At 43.5% G+C, this 14,131-nt stretch carries 17 protein-coding genes; 6 read left to right on the plus strand and 11 right to left on the minus strand.

The window, feature by feature from the left end; genetic code table 11:
- Window positions 1-11: 11 nt before the first annotated feature.
- The gene (gene rnr / locus LU297_RS04150) at window positions 12-2,273 is read right to left on the minus strand and encodes a ribonuclease R (RefSeq protein WP_263077156.1); all 2,262 of its coding nucleotides are present in this window, start codon (window positions 2,271-2,273) and stop codon (window positions 12-14) included.
- Window positions 2,274-2,423: 150 nt separating this feature from the next.
- Between rnr and LU297_RS04155 the strand changes: the two genes are divergently transcribed.
- Window positions 2,424-2,924, plus strand: a complete 501-nt coding sequence (locus tag LU297_RS04155; protein ID WP_263077157.1) for a GNAT family N-acetyltransferase — start codon at window positions 2,424-2,426, stop codon at window positions 2,922-2,924.
- Window positions 2,925-2,958: 34 nt separating this feature from the next.
- Here LU297_RS04155 and infC read toward each other — a convergent pair whose 3' ends face one another.
- A complete protein-coding gene (gene infC / locus LU297_RS04160; RefSeq protein ID WP_263077321.1) occupies window positions 2,959-3,456 on the minus strand; it encodes a translation initiation factor IF-3 in 498 nt (165 codons plus the stop codon).
- 228 nt (window positions 3,457-3,684) lie between these two features.
- Here infC and upp point away from each other — a divergent pair, with 228 nt between their 5' ends.
- On the plus strand, window positions 3,685-4,326 hold the full coding sequence (upp, locus tag LU297_RS04165) for a uracil phosphoribosyltransferase (RefSeq protein WP_263077158.1): 642 nt from the start codon (window positions 3,685-3,687) through the stop codon (window positions 4,324-4,326).
- Between the two features lie 141 nt (window positions 4,327-4,467).
- Here upp and glyS read toward each other — a convergent pair whose 3' ends face one another.
- The 6 genes from glyS to glyQ form a co-directional block, all read right to left on the minus strand.
- Entirely contained in the window at window positions 4,468-6,567 is a 2,100-nt protein-coding gene (gene glyS / locus LU297_RS04170; protein ID WP_263077160.1) for a glycine--tRNA ligase subunit beta, read from the minus strand.
- 27 nt (window positions 6,568-6,594) lie between these two features.
- The gene (locus LU297_RS04175; protein WP_263077161.1) at window positions 6,595-7,137 is read right to left on the minus strand and encodes an acetyltransferase; all 543 of its coding nucleotides are present in this window, start codon (window positions 7,135-7,137) and stop codon (window positions 6,595-6,597) included.
- Complete coding sequence (locus LU297_RS04180; RefSeq protein WP_263077162.1) at window positions 7,134-7,307, minus strand: hypothetical protein; 174 nt, start codon at window positions 7,305-7,307, stop codon at window positions 7,134-7,136. Before LU297_RS04180 ends, LU297_RS04175 begins: the two co-directional genes overlap by 4 nt.
- A 16-nt stretch (window positions 7,308-7,323) precedes the next feature.
- Window positions 7,324-7,545 (minus strand): hypothetical protein, encoded by a 222-nt coding sequence (locus LU297_RS04185; RefSeq protein ID WP_263077163.1) that lies wholly within the window; start codon window positions 7,543-7,545, stop codon window positions 7,324-7,326.
- A 143-nt stretch (window positions 7,546-7,688) separates the two neighbouring features.
- Entirely contained in the window at window positions 7,689-8,123 is a 435-nt protein-coding gene (locus tag LU297_RS04190; protein WP_263077164.1) for a YfjT/YkfB family phage-associated protein, read from the minus strand.
- A 1-nt stretch (window position 8,124) separates the two neighbouring features.
- Window positions 8,125-9,054 carry a glycine--tRNA ligase subunit alpha gene (glyQ, locus tag LU297_RS04195; protein WP_263077165.1) on the minus strand — a complete coding sequence of 310 codons (930 nt, stop codon included), beginning with the start codon at window positions 9,052-9,054 and terminating at the stop codon, window positions 8,125-8,127.
- 184 nt (window positions 9,055-9,238) lie between these two features.
- On the opposite strand from glyQ, the gene LU297_RS04200 reads away from it, so the two are divergent.
- Window positions 9,239-9,556 (plus strand): hypothetical protein, encoded by a 318-nt coding sequence (locus tag LU297_RS04200; RefSeq protein WP_263077166.1) that lies wholly within the window; start codon window positions 9,239-9,241, stop codon window positions 9,554-9,556.
- Between the two features lie 51 nt (window positions 9,557-9,607).
- Here LU297_RS04200 and LU297_RS04205 read toward each other — a convergent pair whose 3' ends face one another.
- Window positions 9,608-9,832: a PspC domain-containing protein gene (locus LU297_RS04205; RefSeq protein WP_263077167.1), complete on the minus strand. Its 225-nt coding sequence runs from the start codon at window positions 9,830-9,832 to the stop codon at window positions 9,608-9,610.
- Between the two features lie 158 nt (window positions 9,833-9,990).
- On the opposite strand from LU297_RS04205, the gene nadR reads away from it, so the two are divergent.
- Window positions 9,991-10,908 (plus strand): multifunctional transcriptional regulator/nicotinamide-nucleotide adenylyltransferase/ribosylnicotinamide kinase NadR, encoded by a 918-nt coding sequence (gene nadR / locus LU297_RS04210; protein ID WP_263077168.1) that lies wholly within the window; start codon window positions 9,991-9,993, stop codon window positions 10,906-10,908.
- Between the two features lie 153 nt (window positions 10,909-11,061).
- Window positions 11,062-11,790, plus strand: a complete 729-nt coding sequence (gene pnuC / locus LU297_RS04215; RefSeq protein WP_432806280.1) for a nicotinamide riboside transporter PnuC — start codon at window positions 11,062-11,064, stop codon at window positions 11,788-11,790.
- 42 nt (window positions 11,791-11,832) lie between these two features.
- Here pnuC and pgsA read toward each other — a convergent pair whose 3' ends face one another.
- Window positions 11,833-12,486: a CDP-diacylglycerol--glycerol-3-phosphate 3-phosphatidyltransferase gene (gene pgsA / locus LU297_RS04220; protein WP_263077169.1), complete on the minus strand. Its 654-nt coding sequence runs from the start codon at window positions 12,484-12,486 to the stop codon at window positions 11,833-11,835.
- 219 nt (window positions 12,487-12,705) lie between these two features.
- Between pgsA and LU297_RS04225 the strand changes: the two genes are divergently transcribed.
- The gene (locus LU297_RS04225; RefSeq protein ID WP_263077170.1) at window positions 12,706-13,923 is read left to right on the plus strand and encodes a BaiN/RdsA family NAD(P)/FAD-dependent oxidoreductase; all 1,218 of its coding nucleotides are present in this window, start codon (window positions 12,706-12,708) and stop codon (window positions 13,921-13,923) included.
- Between the two features lie 27 nt (window positions 13,924-13,950).
- Here LU297_RS04225 and LU297_RS04230 read toward each other — a convergent pair whose 3' ends face one another.
- Window positions 13,951-14,076 carry a hypothetical protein gene (locus tag LU297_RS04230; protein ID WP_263077171.1) on the minus strand — a complete coding sequence of 42 codons (126 nt, stop codon included), beginning with the start codon at window positions 14,074-14,076 and terminating at the stop codon, window positions 13,951-13,953.
- Between the last annotated feature and the right edge of the window lie 55 nt (window positions 14,077-14,131).

Raw genomic sequence — 14,131 nt, forward strand, 5'->3', positions numbered from 1 at the left:
GATGATTTTCATCAATCTTTGCTTTTGCGTCTGCTTTTTTTGCGTGATTTTTTGGCTTTTGGACGCTCATTAATCTCATCTAATTTTTCCACTAAAGCAAAATCAATTTGCAATAAATCCATATTCACGCCAGCAACTTTGATAATGAGTGTATCGCCCAAGCCAAATGTTGCCCCATTATCGCCTAATAATTTTTGTTGTTTTTCATCATAAGTAAAATAACTATCACCCAATCCAGAGATATGAATCAAGCCTTCGATGAATAACTCATTGAGCGTAACAAACAGCCCAAAATTGGTCACGGTGGACACAATGGCGGTAAATTCATCGCCAATATGACGCTGCATATAGTGGCATTTTAGCCAAGTTTCCACCTCTCGTGATGCCTCTTCGGCACGCCGTTCGGTGGTGCTGGTCTGCTCGCCTGCCTCGTCCAAAGAAGCATAAATCGGCTGAACAGGTTTTTGTTTGGTGACTTTGTCTTTGATGGCACGATGCAACATCAAATCAGGATAGCGACGGATTGGACTGGTAAAATGACTGTACTCATCGTACGCCAAGCCAAAATGACCGATATTATCAGGGCTATAATTTGCCTGCATCATCGAACGCAAAAGCATACTATGAATACTGATGGCATCAGGTCGGTCGGCAGTCGCCTTGATGATGCGTTGATAGTCCTCGTGTGTGGGCGATTCTGACGGAAAAGACAACCCCAAACTTTTGGCATATTCGTGCAGTCTGAGCGTTTTTTCGTCATTGGGTTTATCATGATTGCGATACAGCACAGGCAATTCATGTTTTAGGGCAAAGTTTGCCGCACAAGTATTGGCAAGCAGCATACACTCTTCGATGAGCTTGTGAGCATCGCCACGAGTACGAGCGACAATATCGACAATATCGCCATCTTCGCCAAATTTAATATAAGTCTCTGCCGTCTCAAAAGCCATCGCCCCTCGCTCTTCACGGCGAGCGTCCAGCACCTGATACAACTGATGCAAAGTATCAATCGATTTTAGCACCTCAGGATTTTTGACCAAAGCATCAGGTAAAGTCTGGTTGGTTGGGTCATCAAAATAGGCATTGACCTGATTGTAAGTCAATCTGGCTTTTGAGTGCATGATTGCAGGGTAAAACTCATAGGCGGTGATTTTGCCCGCTCGGGATAATTTCATATCCGCCACCATGCACAGTCTGTCCACATTGGGATTGAGCGAACACAAATCATTGGACAGCTCTTCTGGCAACATCGGAATCACACGATGAGGAAAATATACCGAAGTGCCTCGTTCATAAGCATCAATATCCAAAGGCGAATTTGGCGTCACATAATGGCTGACATCAGCGATGGCGACCACCACTCGGTAGTTGCCCCCCGCTCGCTTACAGGCAAAAACTGCGTCATCAAAATCTCTTGAATCCTCGCCATCGATGGTGACCAATGGCAACTCTCGCAAATCCACACGCCCCTGAAAATCTTGCTTACTTGGCTTGTCATAGTTTTGGGCTTGGGCGATGGTTTCATCACTAAATTGGTGTGGAATGGCGTGATTATACAGCGTGGTTTCGATAATCAGCTCTCTATCATTTAGACCGCTTAATAGCTCGGTAATCTTGCCTGTGGCGTATTCTTGATAGGTCGGATAGTCAATCAAAGACACCTTAACATCATCGCCAATGCCAGCTTTCATGGCAGCGACATTCTCATCAGTCACCGTGATGGGCTGATGGGCATTCACGCCTTGCAACTGAACAAAATAGCCCTCGCCATCATATTCTAGTCGCCCCACAAACTCATGTTGCTTGCGTTCGATGACCGACCCAATACGAGCCTCAGGTCTGCCCTTATATTCGCTGGCGATTGCCTCAACCTTATCGCCATCAAAGACCACACGCATTTGTTTTTCATGCACGAATAAATCTGGCATATCATCAAGCACCACAAAACCAAAACCTTTGGCATTGGCGGCAATGGTTCCTGTCACGACCGTTGGCAAGGGAGCGATGCTATAATGAAAACCATCTAGGCGTTCTAATTGACCATCACGCAGCATGGCTTTGAGTCGATTGGTCAAAGCAAAAAATCGATCTTCATCGTCCAAAAATCCAAAATGACTTGCCAAAGACTCTTGGGTGGCAGCTTCGCCAGCATTGGTCATCTGAGCGACTGTCTGCAAAATCAATAACCGAGACGGAATGGGGTTTTGATATTTTTGAGCCTCTGCGATGGCATTGGGGTCATTCCATGTGCTTTTTTTTGTTTTGTTTGTCATAATTACCTTAACGATTAATATGTTTGTATTTTTTACATCTTTGTGATTATTGTATCATATCCCACACCAAATGTTGGCGGATAATGTGTGAAAACTTGGCGATGATTTTGTTAAAATAGTCATCAATCATCACCAATCAAGAGTAGCCCAATGAATTCACCACAAGTGCTTGATTTACCAATCCTTTCTTATACCGATGAGCAAAAACAGCGGCTTGCTTATGCCATCGCCCAGCTTGAACAACAAGTGTTGCCAGAAGATGCTTGGCATGACGATGCCATCAATGAGATGTTTGGGCAGTTTGGTGTGGGCGTGCTGGCGGTCTATGCCACAACTGACGAATCCGTCAATCAGCTCATCGGCTACTGCTTGTATCAATCGGTTTTTGAGTTAGCAGAAATCCATCGCATTGGTACAATGCCGTCCTTTGCCAGACAAGGTGTTGCCACCGCCTTGCTTCAAGCATTGTTTGATAAACTTGGCAATGATGACACAACCCAACGACTGCTGTTGGAAGTTAGGGCGGATAATGCACCAGCCATCGCCTTGTACACAAAGATGGGATTTGAGCAGATTGACTGTCGGATTGGCTATTACCAAACCGCAACGGGACGGATTGATGCACTGATTTTGCAACATTCCATAAAATAAGGCTTGATAATCAAGCCTTATTCATCGAGGTGGATTATTTTTTCTTGGCAGGGCCTAACAGCATACCAATTTGACGACCTTCCAATTTTGGTGCTTGCTCTACGCTTGCTACTTCGGTAGTGTCTTCAATGATGCGTTCTAGCTGTTTAAGACCGATTTCTTGGTGAGCCATTTCACGACCACGGAAACGGATAGAGACTTTGACCTTGTCTTTATTTTCCAAAAACTCGACAATTTTGCGTAGCTTAACTTGATAATCCGCTTCTTCTGTACCAGGACGCAACTTGATTTCTTTAACTTGCGTCTGCTTTTGGTTCTTTTTGGCTTCTTTGGCTTTTTGTTTTTGGTCGTATAGATAACGCTTATAATCCATGATTTTACACACAGGTGGTTTTGCGTCAGCGACAATCTCGACCAAGTCCAAATTTTCTTCGGCGGCTGCATTTAGGGCGGTCTGAATATCCACCACACCCAACTGCTCGCCATCTTCTTTGACTAAGCGGACTTCTTTGGCACGAATTTCTTCGTTAATGTTTAAGCGGTTTGACGGTTTAATGGTCGTACTCCCAAGAATGAAAATTTTTGGCTATTCTACTTAAAAAATAGACAAATTTCAAGGTAAATTTACCAATCCAAGACCAAGCCAGCGACACCAAAAACACCATTTTTGATAAAAGTAGATGAAATTTAATGCCAAACTTGCTATCATATCACAAAAAAATTTATGCCAATCCAACCACCTATTAAGAGTATTATTACAATGTCTGATTTACAAATCCAAGTCATCGACCACCCACTTGTCCGCCATAAGCTATCTTTGATGCGTGAGGCGGATTGTAGCACCTATAAATTTCGCACCTTGACCAAAGAGTTGGGTCGCTTGATGGCGTATGAAGCCAGTCGTGATTTTGAAATCGAAAGTTTTGAAATGCAAGGCTGGTGCGGTCAAATCACTGGCGAGCAAATCAAAGGTAAGACCGTGACATTAGTACCAATTTTGCGTGCTGGTATCGGCATGCTTGATGGGGTGCTTGATTTGTTGCCGACCGCCAAAATCTCAGTGGTTGGTCTGCAAAGAGACGAGGAAACCTTAGAGCCTGTGCCATTTTTTGAGAAGTTTGTCCAAGACATCGACAAACGCCCTGCCCTGATTTTGGACCCAATGCTTGCCACAGGTGGTAGCATGGTTGCCACCATTGACATGCTAAAAAAACACGGTTGCACCAACATCAAGGCTTTGGTATTGGTTGCTGCACCAGAAGGTGTCCGCTTGGTCAATGAAGCCCACCCTGATGTGAAAATCTTCACTGCTGCCTTAGATAGCCACTTGAATGAAAATGGCTACATCATTCCTGGCTTAGGCGATGCAGGCGATAAGATTTTTGGCACAAAACAGCTATAAAACAGCTATAAAACAGCTATAAAAACCAACCGCCAAAAAATACCATCTTATTGTAAATTGTAAGATGGTATTTTTTTATCAAAATAACTTCACAAAAAAACAGCCTGACTAATCAGGCTGCCATGGTTTTGCTTGCATTCATTAAGACTGCAACAACCCAATGTCCGCCACGCTCAAAAATAACGCTCGCACTTGTTGTAATAGAGCAAGGCGGTTATTTTTTAGATTCTCGTCATCAGCATTCACCATCACGCCATCAAAAAACTGCGTCAAAGGCTCATCTAGTTGTACCAACTCCTGCAACACACCCTGATAGTCTGACATGGCTTGGCGTGGAGCAACCGCTTGTTTGGCGGTGCTGACGGCAGAGAACAAGGCTTGTTCAGCAGCCTCCACCAAAAGCGACCGCTCAATCTCATCAGCGATGTCGCCTTGTGCTTTGGCAAGAATATTGCCCACTCGCTTGTTATTTTGGGCAAGTGTCTTGGCTTGTGGCAAAGCACGGAACGCCTCAACCGCACGAATACGCTCATCAAAATCAAACGGCGTATCAGGATTGATTTCTTGCACCGCCAAGATGGTATCAACATTCACGCCCTGCTCGGTGTACATCGCACGATAGCGAGAATTGATGAAAGTCATCACTTCTTCAAAAATCTTTTGATGATTGTCAAGCACTTCGCCATAAGCTGATAATGACGCTTGCACCAAAGATGATAAGCCAATCGGCAATTTTTTCTCAATCAAAATACGCAAAATACCAATGCTGGCTCGTCTTAGGCTAAATGGGTCTTTTGAGCCTGTTGGCACTTGACCGATGCCAAAAATCCCCACCAAAGTATCAATGCGGTCAGCCAACGCCAACGCCGTACCAATGGCGGTTTGGGGCAAGTTATCGCCACTAAATTTGGGCAGATACTGCTCTTCGATGGCTTGGGCAACGGCTGGATTTTCGCTATTTTTGGCATAATAAGTACCAGCTACCCCTTGCAGCTCTGGGAACTCACCCACCAAAGTTGTCGCCAAATCCGCCTTGCACAACATCGCTGCACGCACCACATCCTCGTCATTGATGTTCTGCCAGCCATCTTGATTTGCCAAAGATTGGTTGATGGCGGTGGCAATCTTGGCAATGCGTTCGCTCTTTTGCCAAATCGTACCAAGTTTATCTTGGAATACTCGATTTTTAAGCAGCTGAGCAAAATAAGACAGCGGTTGTTTTTGGTCTTGCAAAAAGAAAAATTCAGCGTCTGCTAGGCGTGGACGCACCACTTTTTCATTACCCAAGATGACGGCGGATTTATCAAGGCTGTCAATATTGCTGACAAAAACAAAGTACGGTAATAATTTGCCGTTTTTGTCGGTCAAGCAAAAATATTTTTGGTCAGCCTGCATGGTGCTAATGAGTGCCTCTTGGGGAACGGCTAAGAACCGCTCTTCAAAGCTGGCTCGTAGAGCGACAGGGAAATCGACAAGGGCAGTTACCTCATCAAGCAGCTCATCAGGCACAATGGCGTCTGCCCCCACTTCGTCAGCAAGGCGAGCGACTTGCTTACTGATGCTGGCTTGGCGTTCATCAAAATCAGCGATGACATATTGATTTTTGAGCAGCTCTTGATAATCATCAGCATGAGCAATACTCACAAAATCAGGGGCATGATAGCGATGACCTCGTGTTTGATTGCCCGTCTTATGCCCTTGAATGGTTGCATCAATGACCGCTTCATCACGCATCAAGACCACCCACTGCACAGGACGGACAAACTCATGACGGTCAGCCCCAGAACGCATTCGCTTGGCAATCGGCAAATTGTCCAACGCCTTTTGGAAAATTGCTGGCAGCAGTACATCAACCGCCTCGCCCTTGATGGTCAAATCATAACCAATGTATTCGCCTTTTTTGTCCGATACCGTGATGAGGTCGTCTTTGCTTAGGGTTAAGCCAGTCGCATTTAAGCCTTGCAAAAAGCCCTGACCTGCTCTTGTTAATTCGCCATTGTCATCAAACGCTGCTTTTAGTGCAGGTCCACGCTTTTGCTCGACCTTATCAGGCGTGGTGGTTGCCACATTATCCATCTGCACCGCCAGACGGCGTGGAGCAGCATAAGCCCTGATATTCTCATAGACAATGCCTGAGGCATCAAGTGCCGTGCGAACATTGTCAAGCAAGGCATCACGCAAAGTTTTTAGGGATTTTGGTGGCAACTCTTCGGTGCCAAGTTCAAATAGGATTGTGTTCATTGTTTGACCTGTTATTTCAATTTTAAATTACAACACACGGTATAAAGTTTTCATTTCATCATCACCCACAACGGCTAATTGTTTAAAGTCGTGGCGTGCATATAAATCAAGCAGTTTGTCAATGGGCTGGCATTCTAAGATGACGGCACGACCGCCAATGATTTGACGAGCGGACAATAATATTTCAAAAACTCTATCAAAAATATCCTGCAAGATAATTGGGTTATTTTCTACATTGGCATTTTTGCCGATTTGCCCAATTAAAAAAGTTCGTATGGTTTTGGCATTTTTATTAAAGCCATCTAATTTTTTCACAACGCTTTTGCTTAATTTTTCATTATCAATATTAACATCTTTAAAAGACAATGAAAAATATGTCAACAGTTCTCCATTGTTAGAAACAATCAAATAAGTTCTGGCATTGTGCGTGCGTTCAAAGTCAATGGCTTTATTTTTCAAAAATCGCTCAACATCTGGATTTTTTGGACAAGAAAACTCATTTATCAATCGTTTGATTGATTGTTCTTTTTTATCGTTATCCAAAAAATCCAATAATGGATAAATTCTCATTTTTTATCCCAGCGTTTTTGTAAAATTTCCAAAAATTCATCAACGCTTGGCTGTTCTTTTTTGGGTGATTTAATTTGCACAGGCTTGGCATTTTCCAAATCATATAAAAACTCTTCAATCGCCTTTTCATCACGCACGATAAATTGTTTATCAAACGATGCAGTACTCATTTTTAATCCTTATTGATTAATCATCATCTTTGTCATTATCACGCTCGCCACGCTCATTTTGGTCATCATCTTCATCACGACCATTGTCATTACGATTGTCATCACGGTCATCATCACGATTGCTACGGTCGGACTGCTCGGTGCGGTCGTTTTCACGCTCGTTATTGTCGTTATTGCCAACCATACCACAGGCGGTTAAAAAAGTGGCTAAAACAGCGATTAAAATAAGGTTTTTCATAAATATACTCTTGAAAATTTAATGGATTAAAATGAGATTGATATTTTTATATCATATCAAAATTGCTCAATCGCCTTTTCATCACGTACAATAAATTATTTATCAAAAGATATGGTGATTACTATTTCCCTGCTAAATATCATCTATTTTCTACACTCATCCTTAATATGCGAAATTTCCGTTTTAACAGTATGAGGCAATGGCGTAAATACAGCAACTTCTTGGTTGTTGCGAAAAACTTGTATTTTTTTAGCTTTTGAGATGGCTTCATTAAATTTTACCCACTCATTATCGCTTTCTTTGGTGGTTGTGATTGTTACTGGAATAGTATTATCAAACAAAAAGCTAAATTGATTTTTCTCAGTAACATCTATTGGCTCATCATCAATATTATAGCTAAAATAAATGGAGCGACCATATTCTTCTCCACAAGATATTTCTAGCGATTGACTTTTTTTATTCTCAATATAAAATTGAGCTTGACCAAAATTATGTCCATAACTCCAACTATTTGGAGTTGCATTAGCCACAACACAAGACAAACCAATAGTTAAAACCAATAATTTTTTCTTAAACATCTCACTCCTCCTCTTTCGGCAACCACTTCTCCAACGCTTCTTTTTTATGTGCTTCATCAGCCAAAGGAAAACCAAGTTTGGCACGAGCGATGGTATAGCTTTCTGCCACTTTACGAGCCAGCGTACGCACTCGCAAAATAAAGCGTTGGCGTTCGGTAACGCTAATCGCTCCACGAGCATCTAGCAGGTTAAAGCTATGAGATGCCTTTAATACCATTTCATAAGCAGGCAACGGCAAGTTTACACCCACAAGGCGGTCAGCCTCTTTTTCATAAAAATCAAACAAATCAAAGAGTTTGTCCACATCGGCATATTCAAAGTTATAGGTGGACTGCTCCACTTCGTTTTGGTGGAACACATCACCATAGGTGACACGCCCAAACTCTCCGTCCGTCCATACAAGGTCATAGACGCTATCCACGCCCTGAATGTACATCGCAAGGCGTTCAAGCCCATAAGTAATCTCTCCTGTCACAGGAAAACACTCAATGCCCCCGACCTGCTGAAAATAGGTAAACTGCGTAACTTCCATACCATTTAGCCACACTTCCCAGCCAAGCCCCCACGCCCCAAGCGTTGGCGACTCCCAGTTATCCTCGACAAATCGCACATCGTGGGTAAGCGTGTCAATGCCAAGTGCCTTTAATGAGCCAAGATATAGCTCTTGGATATTGGCAGGGTTTGGTTTTAGGACGACTTGAAACTGGTAATAATGTTGCAGACGGTTGGGGTTGTCGCCATATCGTCCATCAGTGGGGCGGCGAGAGGGCTGAACATAGGCGGCGTTCCATTTTTCAGGAGTTAAGGCTCTAAGGAAAGTGGCGGTGTGAAAAGTGCCTGCCCCCATTTCCATGTCATAAGGCTGTAAAATTACACAGCCTTGCTGAGCCCAGTAGTTTTGGAGAGTGAGGATAATTTGTTGAAAAGTCATGGTCATAAACACCTAAAATAAGCAAAAATATTTTTGAGTAAAAACATTCTAATTTACACAAAAGCCTGAAAATTAGCAACTTAATTTTGGTAAAAATTAGGTAAAAAATCCATTGACTGACAAAAAATATTTAGATAATATTTAGTGTAATGGAATAACGGTGCGATATGACAAGGAGGACATCATGACTGACTCAACCACACCCAAGCACACCTGCACCCGTTGCCAAGACGACTGTGATTATTACTTTAAGATTGGCGATTATGCAGTATTTAGTTGCAAAAATTGTCAATCCGCTTGGGGCAACTGGACGACCTTGATTTATTTTTCTATCATCATCGTCGCCTTGAAGCTACTTTGGCGGACGGTTGATTTTTCAGGCGTGCCCGAATCAGTATTCATCGCCATCTCTGTGGCTTTGATGTGTATTTTGATTATTTTTCGACTGTTCGGTCATCGTATGAGTGCATTGAGAATCAGGCGATTGGACAGACATGATTAAGGTATGAACCAAACAAAAACCAACACGCTCATTGGGTGTTGGTTTTTTTGTTTAATATTGATAAGAATCAGGGGTGGCTTCTGGCATCACAAGCCATGCAATCAAATAAAATAACACACCCCCAAAGAACGACACCGACGCAGTCAAAGGAATGGACAGCACGAATATCCAACGCAATAATGCAGGTGACCAGCCGATGTATTCTGCCAAGCCGCCAAACACGCCTGCCAGCATACGATGATTGGTTGAACGATGCAGTTTGATTAGTTTTGCCATCTAAACAGTCTCCTTTTTCCATGATGATTGCAATGCTTAGCCGTTGGCTTTTTGTCATTGACTTGGATATAATGCTTAGATATGATTGATTTGATAAATTTTCAAGCAATGCTTGATTGATTTTACATAATTTTACCCAACTTTACGAACACTTACCCATGTCCATTTTGCACCGCACCGCTCTTTTGACCATCAAGCCTGTGCCATTGACCCATCGCCATCTTCGATACATCAATGAGCTGGTCGCTCAATATCAAACCCTGCACATCGTGGTCATCGCAGGCGATGACGATGTATCAAGCCCAACCCAACAAACAATGGCTCGCTGGCTGCAAGTATCGTGCCAAACGTTTGGTTTTGTATCAATATGGACGCTACACCAATTAGGGCTGACGACATCAACCACACCAGAGATGCTTCACGCCATCGGCATTGATGAAGCAAGCGTGCTGACCATGCCTGACTATCCGCCAGCAGGCTTTGATGAGCTGGCGTTGGCGTGCCGTTATTTTTATGCCACAAAAATCGCCATCGTGGGTGGTGAAAGCTCTGGCAAAACCACCTTGTTGCACAAACTTGCCAACCACTACGGCTCAGCCATCGCCCTAGAAATGGGCAGACTCTACACGCACAGCCATCTGGGTGGCACGGAGGCAGGATTGCAGTACAGCGACTACCCCACCATTGCCATCAATCACGCCCAAGCCATTGAAAATGCTTGCCATCACACCTGCTGCCCTGTGGTGCTGATTGACACCGATTTTGTTACCACACAGGCATTTTGCCAGACCTATGAACAAAAAACACACCCTCTATTAGATACTTTTATTCGTCAATATCACCCAAATAGTAACGACCCTCATCGCATCAATCACACCATCTATTTGGAGAATAATGTCGCATGGGTGGCAGATGGCATGAGACGATTGGGTGGCAATCATCGTTCTGCATTTGCCCAAACGCTGCTTCATCTGTATGACCAACACCAAATCCCTGTACATCGGATTGACAGCCCAGATTATCACGACAGGTATTTGCAAGCGGTGGCGATTATTGATAAGATACGCTCTTTTTAGCCAACTGGCAAAATTGGACACACTCATCTTTGATGATTGGCGTGCAAAATAAGAATGAGCGGTTTTTTATACCAACCACTCATCGTTATGTTTAGTCTTATCATGCACCAATCATACAATCAAGGACAGGCATTTTTAGATAATACAGCGATGATACGAATTACTTTTTTGGACAAACTGATTGACGAGTGGGCAAATCTATGGATAGCCACTTGGTTTGTGCTGGGCAGTATTGCTCTTTTGGTAGGGTTTGCTTTGACCACCGAGCAGACACCGCTGGACTTATTTTATCTGATGGTGTCGATGCTTGGTCTGCTGTGCGTGGTCGGTTTATCCTTTCGCAAAAACAGGCTGGGCAATGGTTTTGGCATGGCGGCGACGGCTGGCGAAGTCATCGTACAAGGCACCTCAGGAGCAGTGGGGCTGATGCTTGCACCGCTATTTAATTTTTTTACCCACGCCTACGCCTTACGCTATTGGTCAAAAAACACCGATGGCGATGGGCAGATGATTCCAAAATCCGCCACCAAACAAGTATGGCTCATCACCATATTATTTTTGGTGGTGGGCTTGGCGGCATTTCCTGCTCTCAATGAGTTTTTGACGGCACAAGGATTTGGCATCATTCAAAAAGATGGTAGTAGCTTTTTGGGCAAGATTGACTTTTTTTGGATTAATGTGGTGGCATTTGTGCTATCCATTACCGCCCAGATTACGATGATTTTGCGTTATTCTTTTAATTGGTGGTTGTGGATTTTAGTCAATGCCGTTTGGTTGATTGTCAATCTGATGACAGGCAATGTCATCTTTGCCATTCAAAGTTGTATTTATCAAATTAACGCCATCATCGGATTATACGAATGGCAACGAAACGCTCAATAAATCCAATAAAAACCAACTTGATTAGAAGTTGGTTTTTTATCATCAATGGCGTTTTAGATATGGCCAAGCGGCTTTAAGATAAATGAGCATTGACCATAGCGTCAAAATCACTGCAATAACCATCAGCACATAGCCAATCATCTGTAATGATTGCCAGTTTAGTAGTAACACCGTGATGGCAATCATCTGAAACGCTGTTTTTAGCTTGCCAACATAGGACACCGCCACGCTGGTTCTCGCCCCAAGCTCTGCCATCCACTCACGCAATGCCGACACAGCAATCTCTCTGCTGATGATGACGATGGCACAAGTTGCCATCACGATATTGGCGTGCCACTGCACCAGCACGACAAGTGCCGCTGCCACCATCAATTTATCCGCCACAGGGTCCAAAAACCGACCAAATGCCGAAGTGATGCCCATCTTTCTTGCCAAAAATCCATCTAGCCAATCAGTCAATGCAGCAAGCACAAACACAAAAGTCAGCAAAAAATGCCTCAGCATGCTATTGCTGTATTCCATCATGCCAAGCCGTGCGATGGCATTATCAGGTATGGCAGACACACCAATGCCCAATGCTGGCGGATAATAAGCAATCAGCACAAACAAAGGAATCATCACAATGCGTGCGATGGTCAGGTTATTAGGTAGATTAAAAATTGTGGTTGGCACGGTTTGCCGTGATTGTGTTGGCATAATAGCAATCAAAAAAGCGTTAAGATTGGCTTATGATACCCAATTTTGTCACAATTTTCAAAGACAATAGCAAGCAATGATGACTTTGATACAAAAAAATCGACCAATCCAGCCAATCTTTACCATCACGACAGCACGGTTTTATCTTTTTAAATTGTTCAAAATGCAAAAAAATGCTACCATGATTGACTTTTAAATCTTGGTATTTTGGGTAAAGCGATGACCAGCATTCATACAGACGCACTCATCATCGGGGCAGGAGCATCTGGGCTATTTTGTGCCTTTGAGACAGCAGCATTTGGCAAATCGGTATTGGTCATCGATCACGCCAATAAAGCAGGCAAAAAAATCCTCATGTCAGGCGGTGGTCGCTGCAACTTCATCAATCAAGACATACAGCCACGCCATTTCATCAGCCAAAATCCTCATTTTGTCAAATCCGCTTTGTCTGGTTATGGCTATGATGATTTTATGATGCTCATCGACAAACATCGCATTAGTTATCATCACAAGGGACACGGTCAGCTGTTTTGTGATGGCAGCTCAAAAGATATTTTAAACATGCTGCTTGATGAATGTCAGCAGGCAGGTGTGCAAATCGAGCTAAACACCCAAGTCCATCGCATTGATGCCATGGACGAGGGTTTTTGTGTTTATGTCAGCCAGCACAACAATCCCAAAACCATCATCGCACAGCATTTGGTCATCGCTACAGGTGGGCTATCCATTCCGACCATGGGAGCCAGTGGTTTTGGCTATCAGGTTGCCACACAGTTTGGACACCAGATTGTGCCGACTTGTGCATCATTAGTACCATTGACCTTCACCGACCAAACAGGCGACATGATAAAATCATTGTCAGGCATCAGTCTTGATGTCATCGCCTTTAATGACAAAATCAGCTTTGAGTTGCCAATGCTATTGACACATCGTGGCTTATCTGGGCCTGCCATCTTGCAGTTGTCAAACTACTGGCAATTAGGTGAACCTATTTTTATCAATCTATTGCCATCATTGGACATCGCTCGTCATTTGTTGGACAAAAAACGCACACAGCCTAAGGCGTTGATTCGCACCTTGCTTGCACCATTTTTTGCCAAAAAACTTTTGATTGCTTTGGAATCGCATTTTTGGGCAACAATCAAAGACATAGAAATCGCCAACATCAAAGATGATAAACTTATCCAGCTTGGCAATACGCTCAATACTTGGCAAATCAAGCCAAGCGGTACCGAAGGCTATCGAGTGGCAGAGGTGACTCGTGGCGGTGTGGATACCAAAGATGTGTCAGGTAAAACCATGGAAAGCCGCCTAAAACCCAATCTGTACTTCATTGGCGAGGTGCTTGATGTGACAGGTTGGCTGGGCGGATATAATTTTGCGTGGGCATGGGCAAGCGGTCATGCGTGTGCCCAAAGTATCGGTACTCGCTGGTAAATCTGCTCTGACCGTCAATCATTGATGTTAAAACAGGCTAACATCAATCACATCATCTTGCCATGTTGGATTGACATTGGCAAAGATAGGAGTTGCCATTCGCCCTAAGCCTGCCTGCAAGTGGCAAAAAGCTAGGTCTTCTAAGTTTAGCACAAACAGTTTTCCTTGCATTTAGCGTCTTATGGGAAGTCTAATAAAAAACCGCCAA

Origin of the sequence: Moraxella nasicaprae (assembly GCF_025643275.1) — a bacterium.
GTDB lineage: Bacteria > Pseudomonadota > Gammaproteobacteria > Pseudomonadales > Moraxellaceae > Moraxella > Moraxella nasicaprae.